Source organism: Amycolatopsis plumensis, from assembly GCF_042652605.1.
Classification (GTDB): Bacteria; Actinomycetota; Actinomycetes; order Mycobacteriales; family Pseudonocardiaceae; genus Amycolatopsis; species Amycolatopsis plumensis.
Map to the genome: position 1 here is coordinate 1855406 of NZ_JBHSJY010000001.1, position 19371 is coordinate 1874776.

Genomic DNA, 19371 nt, shown 5'->3' on the forward strand with positions numbered 1-19371 from the left:
CGGACCACCCCGAGCCGACGAGAGGATCATGGACCCGTCCCGAGATACCGGCCCCGCCGGTCACGCCCGTCCGACGCACGCACGACCGAGGGCGGTGAACCGGCGATGACGGTGCTCAACATCCTGCTCGGCGTGGCCGTCGTGCTCGCCCTCACCGCCGCGACCGGCTACTTCGTCGCCCAGGAATTCGCCTACATGGCCGTCGATCGGTCCCGGCTCCAGGCCGGCGCGGCGGCCGGGGACGCCGGCGCGAAACGAGCCCTCGACATCACCCGCCGCACCTCCTTCATGCTGTCCGGCGCCCAGCTCGGCATCACCGTCACCGGCCTGCTCGTCGGCTACGTCGCCGAGCCGCTCATCGGCGGCGGCATCGGGGATCTCCTGTCCGGGATCGGCCTGGCCCCGGCCATCGGCCTAGCCGTCGGCACGGTGATCGCACTGGGGTTCTCCACGATCGTGCAGATGGTGTTCGGCGAGCTGTTCCCGAAGAACCTCGCCATCGCCCGGCCCGAACCGCTGGCCCGCCGCCTCGCCCTGTCGACGCGGATCTACCTGCGCGCGCTGGGCTGGCTGATCACGCTGTTCGACAAGGCGTCCAACGTCCTGCTGCGGTGGCTGCGGATCGAGCCGGTGCACGACGTCGAACACGCCGCCACCGCCCGCGACCTCGAGCACATCGTCGCCGAATCGCGCGAGACCGGGCACCTTCCCGGCGAGCTGTCGACGCTGCTGGACCGTGCCCTCGACCTGCACGACCGGAACGCCGAGCACGCCATGATCCCGCGTCCCCGGGTCGCCACCGTGGCCGGCGACCTGCCGCTGAACGACGTCATCGCCAGGATGGCGACCGGGCACAGCCGCTACCCCGTCGTCGGTCAGGACGTCGACGACGTCCTCGGTGTGATCGACCTGCGGGATGTCCTGCGGCTCGACGAGCAGCAGCGGCAGGAGAAGACCGCGGCCGACCTCGCCAAGCCCGCCGTGCTCGTGCCCGCTTCGCTGCCGCTGCCGGTGGTGCTGTCGCAGTTGCGCGAGGCTGATGAGCAGCTGGCGTGCGTTGTCGACGAATACGGTGGCCTCGCTGGGGTGGTCACCGTCGAGGACATCGGGGAAGAACTGATCGGCGAGATCGGCGACGAGCACGACCTGGTCGTGGCCGAGGAACCGCACCCGTCGGCCGACGGCAGCTGGACCGTGCCGGGCGAGCTGCACATCGACGAGGTGGAGCGCCTGCTGGAGCTGGACCTGCCGCGCGGGGACTACGAGACGATCGCCGGGCTGGTCATCACCGGGCTCGGCCGGCTGCCCGACCGCGGCGACGCACTCACGGTGTCCATACCGGACGGTGACCGGCTGGTGGTGACGGTGACCGAGGTCGAGCGGCACGTGCCCGCCACCGTCCGGATCGTCCGCGAGGTCACCGCATGAGCGTCACGTCCGCTCTCGTCATCTCCCTCGGCATCGTCGGGCTCAGCGCGTTCTTCGTCGCCATCGAGTTCGCCCTCGTCGCAGCCCGCCGCTACCGGCTCGAAGAAGCCGAAGCCACCAGCGCGGCAGCGCGAGCCGCGGTCAAGAGCACCCGCGAGCTCTCTCTGCTGCTCGCCGGGTCCCAGCTCGGGATCACGCTGTGCACCCTCGCGCTGGGCGCGATCGCGAAGCCCACCGTCCACAACCTGTTGACGCCGCTGCTGCACGGCTGGGGCTTGCCGCTGGGCACCGCGGACGTGCTCGCGTTCGTCCTGGCGCTGGCCGTGGTGACGTTCGTGCATCTCGTCGTCGGCGAGATGGCGCCGAAGTCGTGGGCGATCGCGCACCCGGAACGTTCGGCGACCCTGCTCGCCCTGCCCATGCGCGGCTTCCTGTGGCTGACCCGGCCCGCGCTGGTTGTGCTCAACAACATGGCGAACTGGTGCCTGCGCAAGGTCGGCGTCGAACCGGTCGACGAGATGGCCACCGGCCGCACCCCCGAAGACCTCCGCCAGCTGGTGGACCACTCCGCCGAGGCCGGCGCCCTCGACCCCGGCCGCCAGGGCCACCTCGCGACGGCGCTCGAACTCCACACGCAGACCTTGCGCGAGGTGGCCCGGCCGATCGCCGAGGTCGTCGGTGTTCCGGCGGACGCCGACGTCGAGCGGGTCCAGGCAACGGCGCGCGACAGCGGGCACCTGCGCCTGGTCGTGTGGGACGGCACCGACGCCGTCGGCGTGGTCCACGTGCGCGACACCCTCGCCCGGCCCGCGAGCACGCCGGTGACCGAGGTCATCCGCCCGGCGCTGTTCCTCACCGCCGAAACCCCGGTCTACAGCGCGCTGAGCGCGATGCGGGAGAAGCGCGGCCACTTCGCCCTGGTCCGGGACGACGGCCGGGTGACCGGGCTGGTGACCATGCAGGACCTTCTCGAACGGGTGCTGCCAGGCGCGGGCAGGCCCAGGTGACCCGTAGCCTCGTTTTCATGAGGGGTGTCGTGTGGGCCGTGCTCTGCGTTGTCGGCATCACGAGCGGGGTGACGCCGGTCGCCGGCTGGCTGGGGTTGCTCCTGCTGGCCGCGGCCGCGGGTGGGACGAGCCGTCCGCTCCGGCGGAGGCCGCAGGAGCGGGAGAATGAACAGCTGATCCGGGTCTGAGGTCTACCGGGTGACTTTCCGCGAGCGCGGCCGGTGCGCCTGGGCGTGGTCGCCGGCTTGTCCTTCCGCGATGCCGCGGTCGACGTGGTCGGCGTGGTGCAGTGCCTGCGCGAGCAGGCCGCGGACGTGGTCGTCCGCGGCCGAGTAGTAGACGAAGGTGCCCTCACGGCGGCCCTTGACCAACCCGGCCAGCCTCAGTTTGGCCAGGTGCTGGCTGACCGCCGTCGGTGCCGCGCCGGCCAGCTCCGCCAGGCACGCCACCGACGACTCGCCCTGCAGCAGAGCCCACAGCACCTTGATGCGCGTCGGGTCCGCGAGCAGCCGGAAGGATTCGGCGGCGAGGTGGACCTGCTCTTCGGTGGGCATGTCGAAGTCCGGCAGCGCGTCGTGCATCCCGCCAGCCTACCTGCTTACCCGACTGTCTACGTACCTGCATGTGTACGCATATATGCTGCTAACGTAGGTAGTGGGGAATGTCGAAGGAAGCTGGAGTCACGCCATGGCGGAGCAGGCCCACGACCACCGTGGACACGGACACGCGCACGGCCACGGTCACGGTCACGGTCACGGCCACGGCCATGACGAGCACAGCAGGCTGAGCACGCTGTGGCACCAGCTGCGCCACCTGGTCACGCCCCACAGCCACGACAGCGCCGACCGGGTCGACACCGCTCTCGAGACGAGCAAGCGCGGCATCAGGGCGCTGACCTGGTCGTTCGCCGCGTTGTTCGTCACCGCGGTGGTCCAGCTGGCTCTGGTGCTGGTCACCGGGTCGGTCGCGTTGCTGGGCGACACAATCCACAACTTCGCCGACGCGCTCACCGCGCTCCCGCTCGGGATCGCGTTCCTGCTCGGCCGCCGGGCCGCCACCCGCCGCTACACCTACGGCCTCGGCCGTGCCGAGGACCTCGCCGGAGTGGCGGTCGTGCTGCTCATCGCGGCTTCCGCGGCGCTCGCCGGGTACGAAGCCGTGCTGCGGCTGATCAACCCGCAGCCGATCCAGCACCTGTGGGTGGTCGCGGCGGCCGGCGTGGTCGGCTTCGCCGGCAACGAACTGGTCGCGCGCTACCGGATCACGGTGGGCCGCCAGATCGGCTCGGCCGCGCTCGTGGCGGACGGTCTGCACGCCCGGACCGACGGGTTCACCTCGCTCGCCGTCGTTCTCGGCGCCATCGGCGTCGGGCTCGGTTTCCCGGCCGCGGACCCGATCATCGGCCTGGTCATCACCGTCGCAATCCTGTTCGTCCTTCGCGACGCGGCCAAGGAGGTCTTCCGGCACCTCATGGACGCCGTCGACCCGGCCACCGTCGACCTGGCCGAGCAAACCGCCCGGGCAATCCCCGGGCGTCCGCGACGTGACCGATCTGCGGATGCGCTGGATCGGGCACGCACTGCGCGCGGAGCTCGCGGTCCAGGTGGAGGGGGACCTAACTGTGACGCAGGCCCACCAGCTCACCGACGAGGTCGAAGACCGGCTGCTGCACGCGGTGCCGCGGCTCACCACCGCAGCTATCCATACCGAACCCGCCGCCGACTGACGGGTGAGACGGTCCGCCGGGCCGAACCCGGCAACGCCCGTCCCAGAACGTTTCGAACGGCGACGGCGGACCGCTGTCCCATTTCCCTTGCCAGGACCTCGATTTCCCAGCGCTCACAGGCTACCTGGCCGTTAGTGCTCTTAGAGCCTGTCTTGGATCTTGGTTAGGTGGTCCTGGCCCGCTGTTTCTGGCGGGTCAGGCGCCTGGTCATGATAGTGATCATGGAGAGGTTGATGAAGGCTGCGGAGTGCTCGGGCAGGCGTTCGTAGTCGCGGACGTTGCGGCGGGCTTGGGTGATCCAGGAAAAGGTGCGTTCGACCACCCAGCGCCGGGGCAGGATGACGAAGGTTTTCTGACCGACGATTTTCTTGACGATGTCGAGTGTCATCCGCAGGGTTTTCCTGGCCCAGTCGACGAGGTCGGCGCTGGTGTAGCCGCCGTCGGCCCACACCCATCGCACGCCGCGGTGGGCGGCGTGCAGCGCGGGCAGCAGCAACCGGGCGGCAGTGCGGTCTTGCAGGTTGGCCGCGGTGACCAGCACGACCAGCAGCAATCCTTGGGTGTCGGTGGCGATGTGGCGTTTGCGGCCGTCGATCTTCTTCCCGCCGTCATAACCCCGGCCGGCGCGGGCGACGGTCTCGGCGGCCTTGACCGACTGGGAGTCGATCACCGCCGCGCTCGGGGCGGGATTGCGTCCCGCTTTCACCCGGATCCTCTCCCGCAGCCGGTCCCGGATCCGCTCGAACACCCCGGCCTTGGACCAGCGGGTGAAGAACCCATGCACCGTCTGCCACGGCGGGAAGTCCGGCGGCAACGCCCGCCATTTGATGCCGTTGTCGGTGACATAACGCAAGGCGTCGACGATCGCGCGGCGGGGATGTTTCTCCGGACGGCCACCTGCCGCGGTCTCGCACGCGGGCGTGGGCAGCAGCGACTCCAGCAGCGCCCACTCGGCATCGCTGGTGTCGGAGGGGTAGCGACGCGGACGACAGCCCGCTGACGTGGCCTTACCGGCGGCAGGGTACAAAGAAGACCGGGCCTCTGCTGGTCGTGATCATGATGTGGTGTCAAGATCATTAGCAGAGGCCCGACCCATACCCACAGACGGCATCAAAAACAGGCTCTTAGCACCGGCTGAACAAGCGATACCGACTTTCGTAGTATGACCAGCGAATCAGATGAACAGGCGCTCCACTGAGCCGTCGCCCGGAGCGCTCGGCGGTCAGGCGCGCGGGCGGGTCTTGCGACCGGTCACCTTGTTGTAGATGACCAGCACAATGACCGCACCGATGATCGATCCGATCCACCCGGCCGGCTGGAAGCCACGGATGCCCACGGTGAGCAGACCGAACAGAAGACCGCCCACGACCGAGCCGACGACACCCAGCACGATCGTCCGCAGCAGGCCGATGTCGTCCTTGCCCGGCACCAGGGCTCGCGCGATGAAACCGGCGATCAGGCCGAACAAAATCCAACCCAGGATGGTCCAGAGCATAGCTTCCCCTTGTGGTCGATCGTGCGGACAGGCTTACGATACGGAGAACCGTGCGCGGACGCTGAATGGCAGTGATCAGTGAACGGCAACTCGATGCTCTCCCTGCTCAGCCTCCGTCACCGAGGCATCGTTCACCGCTCGACGGCCGGCCCGTTCGCGGGGAGGCCACCTGGGCGCCGGAGGTCGGGTTCGAGGTAGATGACGCGGGCGATCGGCACCGCTGCCCGGACACGACGTTCGGCGGCGTCGATGGCGTCAGCGACGTCCGCGCCGGTGGCCGCCGCAGGTACCGCGATCTTGGCGGCGACGAGCAGCTCCTCGGGCCCCAGGTGCATGGTCCGCAGGTGGATGACGGAATCCACCCCGTCGCCGGGCAGCGCGGTTTCAATCGCGGTGCGGTGTTCGCGGCTCGCGCTTTCGCCGATGAGCAAGGACTTCATCTCCACGGCGAGGACAGCGGCGATCGCGACGAGCAGCAGGCCGATCATCGCGGTCCCGGCGGCGTCCCAGCGACCCTCACCGGTGATCAGCGTCATCGAGACACCGAGCAGCGCGAACACGAGACCGAGCAGCGCGCCCATATCCTCGAGCAGGATGACCGGCAGTTCCGGGGCTTTCGCGGTGCGGATGAACCACGCCCAGGACCGTTGCCCGCGGAGCCGGCTGGACTCGCGCATGGCGGTGCGCAGCGCGTAGCCCTCCATGGTCATGGCGACCAGCAGGACCGCGATCGGGACCCACTGCCAGGTCTCGATCGGATGAGGATCGGCCCACTTGTGCCACGCCTCGTAGAGAGCGAACAGGCCACCGAGGGTGAACAGCACGATCGAGACGATGAACCCATACACGTAACGCTCGCGTCCGTAGCCGAACGGATGCTCCGGGGTCGCTGCCCGCTTCGCGCGTTTGCCGCCCAGCAGCAGCAACGCCTGATTGCTGGTGTCGGCCAGCGAATGCACGGACTCCGCAAGCATCGATGACGACGCGGTCAGCAGAAATGCAATGAACTTGGTCACGGCAATGCCCAGATTGGCGAGCAGCGCGGTGATAACCGCCCGGGTGCTTCCTTCAGTAGCCACCGGTGAACCCTAATGACGCCACGGCAGCGCCGCGCCGGCACGCCGCTCAGGTGCCGGCCTCCTGGTCCGCGCCCACGAGCCCGGCGACACGGTGCGACCAGCGGTGTCCAGGCCGTGAGAACTTTGGGTATTTTGTCCGGAACCATGCGCCCCACAGCTGCGTTGCCATGGACGTGGACGACGATCTTGACCTGCCCGCCGCTCCGGCCCTGCGGGTGATGATCGGCACCTATACCCGGCTTCTTCGGTGATGTGCCGCAGCCAGCGGCTCACCGGCCTTTCCGTGTCCACACGTGGCCACGTTCGGTAGTCAAGCAGTTACAACTCATAGGAGAAGAACCTCGGATGGTGTTCAAGAAGATGCTGCAGAAGATCGGCGTCGGCGGCGTCTCGGTCGACGCGGTGCTGACCGACCCGCGATGCCGGCCTGGTGCTTCTCTGATCGGGGAGGTACGGCTGGCCGGCGGTGAGGCCGATGCCGAGATCGAGCACATCGCGCTGTCGCTGGCCACTCAGGTCCACAACGGCCGGGGCGGCCGGTCGCAGACGGAGTTCCACCGGGTCGTCGTCGCGGGCGCGACCCGGTTGACCGCGAAGGAACAGCGCACCATCCCCTTCACCATCCCGCTCCCCTGGGAGGCGCCGGTGACCGAGGTGTCCGGACAGCGTCTGCCCGGCATGGAACTGGGGCTGCGGACCGAGGTGTCGATCGCCAAAGCGGTCGACAAGGGCGACCTGGACCCGGTGATCGTCGAACCGCTGCCCTCGCAGGATGCCGTGCTGGAGGGCTTCGGACAGCTCGGCTTCACCTTCAAGTCCGCCACGGTACAGCAGGGGCAGGCCTACGGCGTGCGGCAGGAACTGCCGTTCTTCCAGCAGCTCGACTTCTACTCCCCGAGCCAGTTCGCCGGCCGGGTCCAGGTGGTCACCCTGACGCTGGTCACCACTCCCGCCGACGTGACGGTGCTGCTGGACGCCGACCGGCACATAAGCGCGTTCGGCGCCGGCGGCCAGGGACGGTTCCAGGCCGGGCACGAGGAATCGACGGAACAGGACTGGGCCGCCCGCATCCACGACTGGCTCGCCCAGGTCGTGGAGACCCGGCAGGCCCAGATGGTGCACTCCGGCTATGGCCACCCGGGCTATGGCCAGCCCGGTTATGGGGACCACGGGTACGGGCAGCGTGAACGGCGCGGGCCCGGTATGGGGGCCGTGGTGGCCGGGGTCGCCGGCGGTGTCGTGGGCGGCATGCTGCTGGGCGAGATGCTCGATGGCGACGACGAAGACGGCGGGGACGAAGGCTGACCAGCCGGAACCACCGGACGGGGTGAGACCGGAACCTGGTCTCACCCGTCTGTCGTGCGGCGGGACGGCGCGAACATCGACAGCGCCGACCCCCGCACCCGCATCGTGTTCTCCGACGACAAAGGGATCGCGAGGCCGGGCGGAACCGCCGGCGACGCGGCGACGGTCGATCTCTGCCATGGTGGAGACGACGAGGATGGATGGGGAGGACGGATGCATCGCGCGGCATGGATCGCTCTCGGTGTGGTGGTGCTCGTGCTCGCCGGGTGCGGAACCGACGCGGGAGGGCCGGCCGCAACCCCGACGACGGCCCCGAGGGCCAGCGCGCCGGTCTCGACGCCCGCCGGAAACCAGAGTCAAGACCCTGCTCGGTTCGCCGCGCAGGTCCGGGCACGTGCCGCGGAAGCGGGAGTGTCGCCGAGGCTGCTGATGGCGATCCTCTACAACGAGTCGTACAAGCCGCACGACCCCGAGCTGGAGCGTGAATGGCAGAAACTCAAGCCGGACGCTGCTTTCGGGGTCGCGAACATGCATCGGGCCACGTTCGATCAGACCAAGCGAAGACGTGGGTTCACCGCCCGCTCGTGGCAGGAACTCCCGGATGACCCGGACCTGGCGATCCAGGCTGCGGCCTGGTATCTCCACGACCTCGCCGCCCAGCTCCCGGCGAAGCGGTCGAGCGACCTCGGCACCGAGGAACTGCTCGCCCTCGGCTACAACGCCGGCCCGGGCAACATGAAAGCGTTCGCCCGCGGCACCCGACCCGGAACCCAGGCACAGTCCTATCTGGACACCCTGCGCGGCAACTGGGCCAAGGCTGACGCGGCGCTGGGCCACCCGTGACTGCTCGATGGCCTCCCGCCCACGAGCTACTCGGCCACCGTGACAGGCCAGCAGGCCGGGTGATTGTGGGGCCCAGCCGCGCTCCGGAGAGCCTGAACGACGTCCACCGAGTGATCTCCCAGGCTCGTTCCGCGACCGGGCCAGCCGGGATGTTCAGCAAGCGCGGGAAGTTGGCGGTGCCAGCTGGGACACTCGTCCTACGGATTGTCGGGGCGGAGGATTCACCGTGGACTCAAGTGGTCACCGCGAACCCGATCTTGATCAGGCTTGGTATGTCACATCGGCTAAGCCGGGCTCAGGTCCGCCGGTGGGCGATCTGTTTCGTTGGCAACAAGAAGAGGCAAAGATTCCTCCCTGTGGCTCGAATGATCTCGCCGTGTCGGTCCGGTGGTCCCGGGCTCCGGGTGGTGGGTTGCGGGGAGAGATCGTCGCGGAGAACGTCAGCGGACACGCGTGCCGGTTGGGTAGGAAGCCGACACTGCAGCCATGGGGGCTGGACGGCCAGCCGTTGGGGGTGGACCAGTGGACGACGCTGGAGTTGCGCATGCCGCCCTTCGTGATCTTGGCGCCGGGCCGGCGGGCGTCGGCGCCGATCAGCTGGTCGGGTTGGGGCGGCCGAGCCGCCTCTGGACGAATCACGGTGTCCTGGGAGGGTGGCTCGGCGACGGTCGACGCTGACGGACCGGCGCAGCCCGACCTACCGGAACGAGGGGAAACGGGCAGCCTTTCGTCGAGCTGGTTCACCCTGCTCAGCTAGGTGCTCTGTGATCGGCGCACAGGTCAGAGACTTGGGCTTCGGCCAATTCGGCGGGCCGTGCCGTGCGTCCACCGAGCATCCGACCCGTCAGACCCGACGAAAGTCGTGTTCCGGCTTACGCCCGTGGGTTTCCTCGCCTCGGGCGGTTAGCCTCGATCTGCGGGCAAGGGACGGCCTGTGGGATTTACCGGATGCAGGGCGACGGTCCGGCGCCGTGCTGATGGGTCACATCGGCACCGGACCGTCGATCAGCCGGCCGGGTGCGACTGCGGGTCGGCGAACCAGCGGCTCTTGAACTCCTTCAGCGCGGCGATGTCGAGCCGGTCGCACGTCAGCGTCGTACGAGCGTTGATCGCTTTGATCTTCTCCTTCTGCTGCGGCATGACACCGCCGATGACGCGCTGGCCGTCCGGTCCGGTGACGAACGCGCGCAGCTCGGTGAGTTCCTGCGGGGTGATCGTCGGCTGGTAGTGGACGAGGACGAAGCCGTCGCCGAGGACGTGCCCGAAGTCCGTGGCCGGGAACGCTTCGGTGGGTTCGTAGAAGTCCCTGTCGGGATGCCCGCCTTCGCCGCCGGGGTAGGTTTCGGTGCGCGGCCGGACCAAGCAGCTGCCGATCGCATCGGCCGGGGCCGCGGTCACCGCGACGACGCTCAGCACGACCGCGGCCACCAGGCCGGCGGCGATGAGGCCGCCGTGCGCGGCCTTGTGAGCGCGCGACCAGGTGATCACCCGGGCGGCGAGCTTGCCGAGGACAATCATGACCGCGATCGCCAGCAGCTGCCCGATCTCGACGCCGACGTTGAACGCGATCACCCGGCCGAACAGACCGTCCTCCGGCAAGCCGAGGTCCTGCAGCCGGGTCGACAGGCCAAGGCCGTGCACAAGCCCGAAGGCGAACACGCCGAGGCCGAACCAGCGCCACTGGGTGGGCCGGCCGAACCAGCCGACCACGCCGACGAACACGAGGCTCAGCGCGATGACGATGTCCACGACCGTGGCGTCGACGCGCCAGCCCGCGAGCGTTCCGGCGATCAGAGTCGTGCTGTGGCCGAGCACGAACACCGAAATCAACTTCGCCGCACGGCGGAGTTCACCCGCGAGCAGCACGATGCCGGCGATGAACAGCAGGTGGTCCCAGCCCAGCAGCATGTGCTCGATGCCGACCGGGATGAACTCGAGGGTGCTCTTGTCGGCGGCGGATCCGGAGATCCCGTGCGCCGACGCGGCCGGGGCGAACACGACCGCGAAGACGAGCACAACGATCCCGGCGGCCAGCCGGGTCACAACACGCGAGGCGAACACGGTCACTCTCCGCTCGGCGTCGAGGGACCGCGGCGGCGGGCCAGGATCACCCCGGCGAGCACGGCGACGACCACGACGGCGATGAGAATCCAAACCCAGGCGGGCAGGCCGCCTCCGGAGTCGCTTTGCGCCTGCGGCGTCGGGGTGGCGCTCGTGGGCGGTGCGGTGCTGCTGGGTGCGGCAGCCGAGGAGGACGTCGTCGGGGCCGCGGTCGTGCTGGGCGCGACGGCGGCGGTGAGAGTGAAGTTCACGGTGCCTGAGACCGGGTCCCCATCCTCGGAGGTGACCTTGTAGGCGATGACGTACTTCCCGGCAGGCCCGGCAGGGGTGACCGGCACCGTGACGACGGCGTCGGTGACGGTCGGCGCGCCGGTTTCCCATTTGGTGCCGTCGGCGCCGGTCACGGTGATCGTGTCCGGCTTCACCGCCTCCCCGAAGGTCAACTCGATCTTCGACGGCGCGGTCGCCAGCGAAGCGCCTTCGGCCGGGTTGCTGCTCTTCAGCCCGGCGTGGGCGGAAGCCGGTGCCGCTGTGGCCAGCAGCGCCGTGACGGCGACCAGCATGGCCGCGGCGACGTGCCTGAACTTCATCCGATGGTCCCTTCGGGGTGGAACTGTCCGTGCAGTGCAGTAGTCGTCGGAAACGTACCTCTAGTTCCCGACGTGTTGTTCTATACCGTCCACGGCTTCGGTCGCATCTTCGAGGCGGTTGTGTTCACCGAGGTCAACGTAGGTGCGCGGCGGTAGAGCACCCACGGCAGCAGCACGGCGGTTGACCGGCGTGAACGAAACTCTGGATATCGGCATGGGTGAGCTGGTCGCGGGTGACCGAGCCGATCTTCTCGTCGAACTCGCCCGCCCACGTGAAGTCACCAGATCCAGCTTCACGCCAGTACCGGTTCCCGCGGCACCTTGAAGTTCTGGATCAGCATCAGCCCGCCACGCGGCACCGCCGAGACCTTCGCCACCATCGCCGGGGCACCCGGTAGGACTGGCTGTTGGCCAGGATCCGGTCCTGGATCCCGAGCGCTATGAAGCTCTCCACCTCGGCGACCGACGTGCCGTTCGGCAGCCCCACCCGGCTCGGTGCCAGGGCAAAACGTCTTGCCCGGGACCGCAGGCGTCGGGAGTGGTCGGCTGGTGCCCGAACTTCGTCCCCGCCTGGTCGTCCCCGGCGAGTGCTACCACGAGTCGTTCCTTGCCGCCCTGCGCGAGTACGACGAAGGGCCTGTAGGGAGCCGGGTGTCGACCACGCTCTGCTGACTTGCGCGTCGGACAACGACGCTTCGCGGCGCGTGATCGAGCGCAACGGCGGCGCGCTCACGGACACCAGCCCCGCCGGACGGCTGCGCTACTGATGTCCGACCGGGTAGCTACCCGGCGCAGTCAATACTCGTAGACGTCCGGCGGCGCTGGTACTTCCCGGACGGAACGGATCCGCAGCGCCGGGGTGTACCCGTTCGCCTTGGTCGCGGTGTTCGGGACCACGGTGCCGGTGACCGTGAGCCATTGGTCGTCGCGCCAGGCGGGCAGCCGGTCACCGGCGAGTTGCGCGTGGACGGGGAACGTGTCGGCCGCGCAGCAGCCCATGACGATCCTGGTCAGGTAGGGCTTCCTGCTGGCGCTGTGGACGACGAACCCGGTCAGCTCGACGACCCGGCCGTCCAGCGTGCCGGCGCTGTCCCAGCCCGCCCGGGTGACCACCTCGTCGAGCTTCAGCCGGACCGGGTCCCCGGGCGGCAGTGGCGCGAACGGCACCTTGGCGGTGCCGTCGGCGACCGGTCCCGCGACCGTCCGGGGGCCGCTGCGGTTCACCGCGTCCGCCCCCAACGCAGGCGGCGCGACCAAGAAGATCGCCAAGACCGGCAGGAGCAGCAGCCACGTGCTGCGCGTGCGGTGGTCGTGGTCCGTGGTTGCGCCGCGGCCCCTGATGTCCGTGACGATCGCCACGGCCGCCAGCACCACTGCGACAGCACCCGCGCCGATCAGCCACGGTGCCATGCCCGGCTTCACGTAGCGGAGGTAGGTGCCGTCGAACGTGATCTTGAGCAGGGCGCCGCCGACCAGGAGCAGCAGGATGTTCTGCGCTTCACGCCGCACGCAACGACCTCTCCGCCGGCGTCACCGTGTCGCCGTGGGCCAGCGGTCGTGTTCGCGGTCGATGACGTACTCGTGCCGATGCTGCCACAGGCCGTCGTCGACCTGGATGGCGTCGGTCAGGTGTGCCGGGTCGGTGGTGTCGTCGTGGGTGTGCTCGAGGACGTCGTGGTCGGCTCGCGGCCAGGCTCGGACGGCGACGACGGCGCCGAGGAGCCCGAGCCCGGCGAGCACGATCCACGTCGTGCTGAAGCCCGCCTCGGTGGCGAGCCAGCCGGCGATCGGGTACGCCAGCAGCCAGCACGCGTGCGATAGGGAGAACTGGGCGGCGAACACCGCCGGCCGGTCCGCTGAGGCACTCGAGCGCCGCAGCACCCGGCCCACCGGCGTCAGGACAAGGCCGGTGCCGAGCCCGACGGTGGCCCACACCGCCAGCGCGGCGAACCAGCTACCGCCGTCCACTGTGGACAGTCCGATGGCTCCGGCGATCCCGGCCAGCAGCACGGCCGCCCCGGTGAGCGTCACCGTGCGTTCGCGGACCCGGTCGAGCACGCGCGGGAGCAGCAGAGCGACCAGCATCGTGCCGACGCCGTTGGCCGCGAGCAGCAGCGCGACGTCCGCCTGGCCACGGCCGAGCGCGTCACGGACGTAGTTCACGGTGTTGACCATGACCACCGAACCGACCGCGGCGACCACGAGATTGAGGCCCATGACCCCACGCAGCCGCGGCGTCGCCGCGTAGATCCGCGCCCCGGCCAGGGTGCGGTCCCACACCCCGCCGCGGTGGCTGCGGACCGCGTCCGGGATCCGGGTCGTCAGCACCAGCGCAGCCGAAGTGAGGAAGCCCACCGAGGTGCCGGTGAACAGCCAGTGGAAGCTGACGAGGGTGAGCACCGCGGCCGCGAGGACGGGGCTCAGCAGGCTCTCCATCGTCGAGGCGAGCTGCGAGGCCGACAGCGCGCGGGTGTAGTCCCGTTCGTCGGGCAGGATGTCGGGCAGTACCGCCTGGAAGGTCGGGGTGAACGCGGCGGACGCCGACTGGAGCACGACGATCAGGGCGTAGATCTGCCAGACCTGGTCCACGAACGGCAACGCCAGCACGACCAGTGCCCGCACGAGATCCAGGCAGACCAGCATCACTCGGCGCGGCACGCGGTCGGCGTAGGCACCGGCAAGGGGGGCCACCGTCACGTAGGTGACCATTTTGATCGCCAACGCGGTCCCCAGCACCGCACCGGCGTCGGCCCCGGCGAGGTCGTAGGCCAGCAGGCCGAGCGCGACCGTGGTCAGCCCGGTGCCGAACAGCGCCACGAGCTGGGCGGTGAACAGGTGCCGGTAGTCCCGATGACGGAACAAGGACAAGACCACGCGAAACTCCTGACTGACGACGAGTACCCCTCCATGATAGGTGCACATGTACGCACACGACGAGTCTGGTGAGCAATGGGCTCAGCTTCCGCCCGCTGACCAGCTCGAAACCGCCGCCACCGCTCTTCGGATGCTGGCGGAACCGGGCCGGCTGCGGATGCTCTGGCTGCTCAGCGGCGACGAGTACGACGTCGCGTCCCTGGCCGCCGCCGTCGGGATCGCGCGACCGGCCGTGTCACAGCACCTGGCCAAGCTCCGGCTGGCCGGGCTGGTCAGCCTGCGCCGCGACGGCCGTCACACCTTCTACCGGGCCCGCGGCGGCCACGTCCGCCGCCTGCTGGCCGAGGTCATGAACGCCGCGGACCACCACATCCACGGCATCCCGGACCACGATTGAGCCCGTGGCTCACCAGGCCTTGGCGCCGCGCAGGAACAGCATGTGCTCGATGACGCCCACCTCGTCGGTCTGGGAGGCGACGATGCTGCGGGCCAGCGACCGCACCGCGGGGACGCCGGCCCGGTCGAGTGCGTACTGCGCCATCGGGAGACCACCTTGGTGGTGCCGGCGCATCAGCTGGAGGAAGTAGACGTCCATCTCGCGCCCGGACAGCGAACGCAGCCGCGCGAGCTCCTGCTCGGTCGCCATCCCGGGCATGGTCGCGACGCCGTCGAAGCCGGCGGCACCACGGTGGTTGTGGCCGTCGTCCGGCATCCAGGTCATGTACCGGCCCGCCGGTTGCGACGGCCGGTCCCACGCGGCCAGCCAGCCCTGCATCCGGCCGATTTGCTCGGTCTGTCCCCGCTCCACGTCGAAGGCGAGCTGCCGGACCGCCCCATCGGTGGTGCGGTCGCGTGCCCAGCTGCCCATCGTGACGGCTTGCCGGTGATGCACCGTCATGTCCTGCGCGAACCCGACCTCGATGCCGCCCGGCTCGGCCACCGCGTCCGGCGCGGACACCGAGGACTGCAGCAGCACCCCGATGGCGGCGCCGAGCAGCAGCACGACGACGACCGCAGCCGCCTTGACCGCGGCGGGAACTCGCCGAAAATCCATCACCGTGCTCCGTCCGGAAGTCCGCGTTGCACTCCTCGTGTTCGCGGCCGTGGCGCGTGACCGTACCGGAAGCGTGACTGCGAGCGGGAAACACACCAGGTGAAGCGCTGGTTGGTGGACAATGCGTACGCGTCCGGACACTGGACAGCCGGACACGCTTTGTGGTTACGCTGGATTCCGTGAAGCGTCCTGCACGCCGCCTGCCGGCCACGGTCCGCGTCGTCCGCGGCGTGGTGCTCGGCGGGGCGACCGCCGCGCTCGGGGTGTCCGCGCACGTGCTGGGTGGCGGCGAGCTTCCCGACACTGAGCTCACGTTCCTGGTCGCCGGCTTGGTCAGCTGGGCCGGCACGGCCTACGCCGATCGCCGTCGCGGCGCCGTCACCACGATCGCCGCCCTGGCACTGGGCCAGCTTCTGCTCCACATCGTGCTTGTCCTGCCACGGGGCCTGCTCGCCCCGCACACCGCCGACGACCTCGTCGGCGGCAACGCCGGACTGATGATTGGCGGCCACATCGGCGCGGTCCTGATCGTCGGGCTGCTGCTCGCGCACGCCGACGCCGCGGTCCTGGCAGTCTGCAACGTCGTCATCACCACGCTCCGCCGGGTACTGCTGCCCTCGCCGGTGCGAGCGCCACTGTGGGTCGCCGTGCCGAGCCCTCGGGCCTCGGACACCGCGACCGAGGTGCTCCTGCGGCGCACCCGGGCTCGTCGCGGCCCGCCGCTCGCGGTCTGAGCTCCCCGCCCACCCGCTCGCCTCGACGACAGCGAAGAGGTTCCTTGTCATGCCCGAAAATCTCACCCTGCACGCGGCCGTGCGAAGAGCCAAGAAGCTTGCGCGCGGCGCCGAGGACTTCACACAGCGCGCGCTCGCGACGATCGGCGCCAAACAGCCGGAGACGCGGATCTCCGCCGACGCCCAGGCCTACTGGCGTCAACCCTCCGGAGACCGGTGGCAGGGCAACTCCCACTGGAAGGACGCAGCGGTCTTCGACGGCGGAGACCTGTGGTCGCGCATCGGCGCCGAGCACCTGGACCTGTTCGACGCCGGAGCCCGCATGGCCGGATTCACCCGGCCGTGGAAGCGGGTTCTCGAATGGGGCTGCGGCGGCGGCGCGAACGCCGTGCACTTCGCGCCGCGCGCGGACGAGTTCATCGGAGTCGACATCTCGCCGGAGACCCTTCGGGAGTGCGAAAAGCAGGTTCGCGCCGCCTGCGACACGCCGTTTCGCGCGATCGAGATCGACGTCGCCGAGCCCGAGGCCGCGATCCCTCAGGTCGAAGGCCGGTGCGACGTCTTCGTGTCCTTCTACGTCTTCGAGCTGATCCCCTCGCCGGAGTACGGCGAGCGGCTGCTGCGGATCGCGAGCGAAGTTCTTGCCCCGGGCGGCCTGGCGCTGATCCAGATCAAGTACGACGCCGGCCACTGGCGGACCAAGCCACGGCGCCGCGCCTACCGCTCCGGGCTCGCCGAAATGACCACCTACCCCATCGACGAGTTCTGGCAGCTCGCCGAACGGTGCGGCCTCACCCCACGGGCGATCCACCTCGTCCCGAAGAACGAACTCGACGAACGTTACGCCTACTTCTTCCTCAGCAAGCCCGAGTGACGACGTGCGCTCGCGCTTGCGGCCCACCTTGGTAACGAAAAGATAACGGCCGAGTCGCGTTTTGAACCGTTCGTGACGGCTGTCCGTTTCAGCCTACGTCGGGACCAGCGACCGGATGTCCGGACCTCCGGTCGCTCCCCGGGTCCCGCGCGTCCGGACCGGACGTGTCGCTGGTTGCTGCCCGGGCCGCGCTCTACCTTGCTGCGCCTGGGAAAACCTAACGAGGTGAACAACTCCATGCCCCGAAACCCCGCCACGGGCCGCCATCGCATCACCCGTCGCACCAAAATCGCCACCCTCGGCATCGGCCTGGCTCTGGCCGCCGGCGCCCTCGTCGTGGCCACCACCACGGGTGGCACCGACACCGCCGGTGCGTCCGAAGTGGACAAGTCGTTCTTCATCGACATCACCAAGGTGCCTCGAGGCACGAACGTCAACCAAGCGCTGCAACGCCAAGGCGCTCGCGGAACCTTCACGGTGGACTGCGGCCGCAACGAGAACCAGCACTTCAACCCCGACAACTTCATCGCCCAGCCCGGCATCCGCAACGGCGCCGAGCACCTGCACGACTACGTCGGCAACCTCTCCACCAACGCCGACTCGAACAACAAGAGCCTCGCCAAGGCTGGCACCACCTGCAAGAACGGGGACAAGTCGGCCTACTTCTGGCCGGTCGTCCGCATCGACACCGAGGAGGACGAGGAGAACCCGCCTGCCACGGACGTTTCGGCCGATCGCGAGCAGGCCAAGCAGGACAAGGCGGCCGCGCAGGTCGACTGCCCGGACGTCGCCAGCAAGCTCGCCGACGTCCCCGACCAGGCGGCCAACGAGGTCGAGCGCAACCTCGACCTGCTCGACAACCAGGTCAAGGAAGCGAACACCCGGATCGCCGGCGGCGACCTGAAATCCGACCAGGACATCCAGAACGCCGTCGTCGGCCCGCTCAAGGACAAGCGGAAAGCGACCCTCGACCGCATCGCCATCGCCATCGGCCGGACCGGCGCGAAGCCGGCGGACCTCGGCGGCCTGGCGGCCTGCGCCCTGAAGAAGAACGGCCAGGGCGGGATTGACAACGGCGGTCAGAACAGCGGCGGCAAGCCCGCGGAACTGCCCGGCGTGAACGACAAGAACGAGATCGGCGACAACGAAGGCGAAATCCAGCGCGTCGAACGCGCCGACCTGACCTTCACCAGCGGCGGCGCCCGCAAGGTCGTGGCCATGCCGCAGTTCCTCCGGATCCTCTACGGCGACGCCAAGCAGAGCACCAACGGACCGGCCAACGCCCGGCCGAGCTGGACCTGCAGCGGCTTCGAGGACCGGCTCACCGACAAGTACCCGATCTGCCCCGAAGGCAGCAAGGTGAAGCGCATCCACGCCTTCCCGAACTGCTGGGACGGCAAGAACATCGACAGCGCCAACCACCGCACGCACATCGTGTTCTCCGACCAGCAGGGCCGGTGCCCGCAGGGCTTCAAGAACGTGCCGCAGCTGCGGATCACGCTGACCTACAACATCCCCCGGGACGTCCAGGTCAACGGACAATACAAAGTGGACGCCTTCGCCCAGGAGAAACACAACCCGCGCTCGGACCACGACGACTTCGCCAACGTCATGGGCCAGCGCCTGATGAACCAGGTCGTGAACTGCATCAACTTCGGCAAACGCTGCTCGCAGTAGTGCTCGTGTGCAGGCCTGCGGCTCCGGTCGCAGGCTTGCACACGACTGCCAGGCATTGGCCGAAGCTAGAGTGTCCACATGGAATCTGGCGCCAAGCGCAGCCGTCGTCGACCAGTCGCTCGGCTGGATGCCGAAACCGCGTCCGCCGTCGCCTCGACACTGCACGCGCTCGCCGCACCGGGCCGTCTGCTGATCCTCGCTCAATTGCGGCACGGGCCACTGACGGTGACCGTCCTGGCCCAGGCGGTCGGAAAGAGCCAGCCGTTCGTCTCCCAGCAACTCGGGATCCTCCGGACTGCTGGGCTGGTCACCAGCACCAGGCTTGGCCGCACCGTGAGCTACCGCCTCGCCGGTGAGCACGTGACCGAGCTCCTCGACGACGTCGCTTACCACAGCGGGCGCGTCCAAGCAGGCGCCACGTCGACATAGCAGCGGCGTAACGCTCCCCGGTCGTCGTCCGACCACAGCGGGAGGGGTCACCGCGCCCGGTCCCGACGAAAGTCGGAGGCGATTCACGACGAAAGTCGGTCGCGGCCGCGAGCGGATTTGTCCTGTTCGAGGCCGAACAGGGCGGCATAGCCGATTGATCCCCCGGGCCATTCGGCCGAATCCCTACCGGGACAA

General features: G+C 69.2%; 22 protein-coding genes and 1 pseudogene. 13 read left to right on the top strand and 10 right to left on the bottom strand.

Features of this window, described 5'->3' with window-relative positions; translation table 11 throughout:
• The first annotated feature begins 105 nt into the window (after positions 1-105).
• The 3 genes from ACFPLC_RS08570 to ACFPLC_RS08580 are packed head-to-tail and all read left to right on the top strand — an operon-like array spanning position 106 to position 2623.
• Positions 106-1428, top strand: coding sequence for a hemolysin family protein (locus tag ACFPLC_RS08570; RefSeq protein ID WP_378205435.1), 1323 nt, complete (start codon positions 106-108; stop codon positions 1426-1428).
• Positions 1425-2435, top strand: coding sequence for a hemolysin family protein (locus ACFPLC_RS08575; RefSeq protein ID WP_378205433.1), 1011 nt, complete (start codon positions 1425-1427; stop codon positions 2433-2435). The genes ACFPLC_RS08570 and ACFPLC_RS08575 overlap by 4 nt, the downstream gene beginning before the upstream one ends.
• A 17-nt stretch (positions 2436-2452) precedes the next feature.
• Positions 2453-2623, top strand: a complete 171-nt coding sequence (locus ACFPLC_RS08580) for a hypothetical protein (protein WP_378205430.1) — start codon at positions 2453-2455, stop codon at positions 2621-2623.
• Positions 2624-2626: 3 nt separating this feature from the next.
• Here the strand turns inward: ACFPLC_RS08580 and ACFPLC_RS08585 are convergent, their stop codons facing one another.
• Positions 2627-3016 carry an ArsR/SmtB family transcription factor gene (locus ACFPLC_RS08585; RefSeq protein ID WP_378205427.1) on the bottom strand — a complete coding sequence of 130 codons (390 nt, stop codon included), beginning with the start codon at positions 3014-3016 and terminating at the stop codon, positions 2627-2629.
• 106 nt (positions 3017-3122) lie between these two features.
• Between ACFPLC_RS08585 and ACFPLC_RS08590 the strand changes: the two are divergent.
• Positions 3123-4161: pseudogene (locus ACFPLC_RS08590) on the top strand (cation diffusion facilitator family transporter).
• Positions 4162-4324: 163 nt separating this feature from the next.
• On the opposite strand, the gene ACFPLC_RS08595 reads toward ACFPLC_RS08590, so the two are convergent.
• The 3 genes from ACFPLC_RS08595 to ACFPLC_RS08605 all read right to left on the bottom strand — a co-directional run bounded on the left by ACFPLC_RS08595 (position 4325) and on the right by ACFPLC_RS08605 (position 6735).
• The gene (locus tag ACFPLC_RS08595) at positions 4325-5188 is read right to left on the bottom strand and encodes an IS5 family transposase (protein WP_378235762.1); all 864 of its coding nucleotides are present in this window, start codon (positions 5186-5188) and stop codon (positions 4325-4327) included.
• Positions 5189-5383: 195 nt separating this feature from the next.
• Positions 5384-5656 carry a GlsB/YeaQ/YmgE family stress response membrane protein gene (locus ACFPLC_RS08600; protein ID WP_378208159.1) on the bottom strand — a complete coding sequence of 91 codons (273 nt, stop codon included), beginning with the start codon at positions 5654-5656 and terminating at the stop codon, positions 5384-5386.
• 131 nt (positions 5657-5787) lie between these two features.
• Complete coding sequence (locus ACFPLC_RS08605; protein WP_378208162.1) at positions 5788-6735, bottom strand: cation diffusion facilitator family transporter; 948 nt, start codon at positions 6733-6735, stop codon at positions 5788-5790.
• Between the two features lie 345 nt (positions 6736-7080).
• On the opposite strand from ACFPLC_RS08605, the gene ACFPLC_RS08610 reads away from it, so the two are divergent.
• From ACFPLC_RS08610 to ACFPLC_RS08620, 3 genes are all read left to right on the top strand, one after another.
• Positions 7081-8040, top strand: a complete 960-nt coding sequence (locus ACFPLC_RS08610) for a sporulation protein (protein ID WP_378208165.1) — start codon at positions 7081-7083, stop codon at positions 8038-8040.
• Between the two features lie 213 nt (positions 8041-8253).
• Positions 8254-8883, top strand: a complete 630-nt coding sequence (locus ACFPLC_RS08615) for a transglycosylase SLT domain-containing protein (protein WP_378235763.1) — start codon at positions 8254-8256, stop codon at positions 8881-8883.
• A 307-nt stretch (positions 8884-9190) separates the two neighbouring features.
• Positions 9191-9640 carry a DUF4232 domain-containing protein gene (locus ACFPLC_RS08620; RefSeq protein ID WP_378208170.1) on the top strand — a complete coding sequence of 150 codons (450 nt, stop codon included), beginning with the start codon at positions 9191-9193 and terminating at the stop codon, positions 9638-9640.
• A gap of 248 nt (positions 9641-9888) precedes the next feature.
• On the opposite strand, the gene ACFPLC_RS08625 is transcribed toward ACFPLC_RS08620, so the two are convergent.
• The 3 genes from ACFPLC_RS08625 to ACFPLC_RS08635 form a co-directional block, all read right to left on the bottom strand.
• The gene (locus ACFPLC_RS08625; RefSeq protein WP_378208173.1) at positions 9889-10944 is read right to left on the bottom strand and encodes a HupE/UreJ family protein; all 1056 of its coding nucleotides are present in this window, start codon (positions 10942-10944) and stop codon (positions 9889-9891) included.
• Between the two features lie 2 nt (positions 10945-10946).
• Positions 10947-11534, bottom strand: coding sequence for a copper resistance CopC family protein (locus ACFPLC_RS08630; protein WP_378208176.1), 588 nt, complete (start codon positions 11532-11534; stop codon positions 10947-10949).
• A gap of 340 nt (positions 11535-11874) precedes the next feature.
• A complete protein-coding gene (locus tag ACFPLC_RS08635; RefSeq protein ID WP_378235764.1) occupies positions 11875-12021 on the bottom strand; it encodes a hypothetical protein in 147 nt (48 codons plus the stop codon).
• A gap of 62 nt (positions 12022-12083) precedes the next feature.
• On the opposite strand from ACFPLC_RS08635, the gene ACFPLC_RS08640 reads away from it, so the two are divergent.
• A complete protein-coding gene (locus ACFPLC_RS08640) occupies positions 12084-12206 on the top strand; it encodes a hypothetical protein (protein ID WP_378208178.1) in 123 nt (40 codons plus the stop codon).
• A 123-nt stretch (positions 12207-12329) separates the two neighbouring features.
• Here ACFPLC_RS08640 and ACFPLC_RS08645 read toward each other — a convergent pair whose 3' ends face one another.
• Positions 12330-13043, bottom strand: coding sequence for a TIGR03943 family putative permease subunit (locus ACFPLC_RS08645; protein WP_378235765.1), 714 nt, complete (start codon positions 13041-13043; stop codon positions 12330-12332).
• A gap of 21 nt (positions 13044-13064) precedes the next feature.
• Positions 13065-14402, bottom strand: coding sequence for an MFS transporter (locus ACFPLC_RS08650; RefSeq protein ID WP_378236268.1), 1338 nt, complete (start codon positions 14400-14402; stop codon positions 13065-13067).
• Between the two features lie 52 nt (positions 14403-14454).
• Here ACFPLC_RS08650 and ACFPLC_RS08655 point away from each other — a divergent pair, with 52 nt between their 5' ends.
• Entirely contained in the window at positions 14455-14805 is a 351-nt protein-coding gene (locus ACFPLC_RS08655) for an ArsR/SmtB family transcription factor (RefSeq protein ID WP_378208235.1), read from the top strand.
• Positions 14806-14814: 9 nt separating this feature from the next.
• Here ACFPLC_RS08655 and ACFPLC_RS08660 read toward each other — a convergent pair whose 3' ends face one another.
• Positions 14815-15462 (bottom strand): DUF305 domain-containing protein, encoded by a 648-nt coding sequence (locus ACFPLC_RS08660; protein ID WP_378208232.1) that lies wholly within the window; start codon positions 15460-15462, stop codon positions 14815-14817.
• 179 nt (positions 15463-15641) lie between these two features.
• On the opposite strand from ACFPLC_RS08660, the gene ACFPLC_RS08665 reads away from it, so the two are divergent.
• The 4 genes from ACFPLC_RS08665 to ACFPLC_RS08680 all read left to right on the top strand — a co-directional run bounded on the left by ACFPLC_RS08665 (position 15642) and on the right by ACFPLC_RS08680 (position 19176).
• Positions 15642-16196, top strand: a complete 555-nt coding sequence (locus ACFPLC_RS08665; protein WP_378208229.1) for a hypothetical protein — start codon at positions 15642-15644, stop codon at positions 16194-16196.
• 49 nt (positions 16197-16245) lie between these two features.
• On the top strand, positions 16246-17070 hold the full coding sequence (locus ACFPLC_RS08670) for a class I SAM-dependent methyltransferase (RefSeq protein WP_378208226.1): 825 nt from the start codon (positions 16246-16248) through the stop codon (positions 17068-17070).
• 237 nt (positions 17071-17307) lie between these two features.
• Positions 17308-18747, top strand: coding sequence for a DUF1996 domain-containing protein (locus tag ACFPLC_RS08675; RefSeq protein ID WP_378199873.1), 1440 nt, complete (start codon positions 17308-17310; stop codon positions 18745-18747).
• A gap of 78 nt (positions 18748-18825) precedes the next feature.
• Positions 18826-19176, top strand: a complete 351-nt coding sequence (locus ACFPLC_RS08680; RefSeq protein WP_378199870.1) for an ArsR/SmtB family transcription factor — start codon at positions 18826-18828, stop codon at positions 19174-19176.
• The last annotated feature ends 195 nt before the right edge of the window (positions 19177-19371 follow it).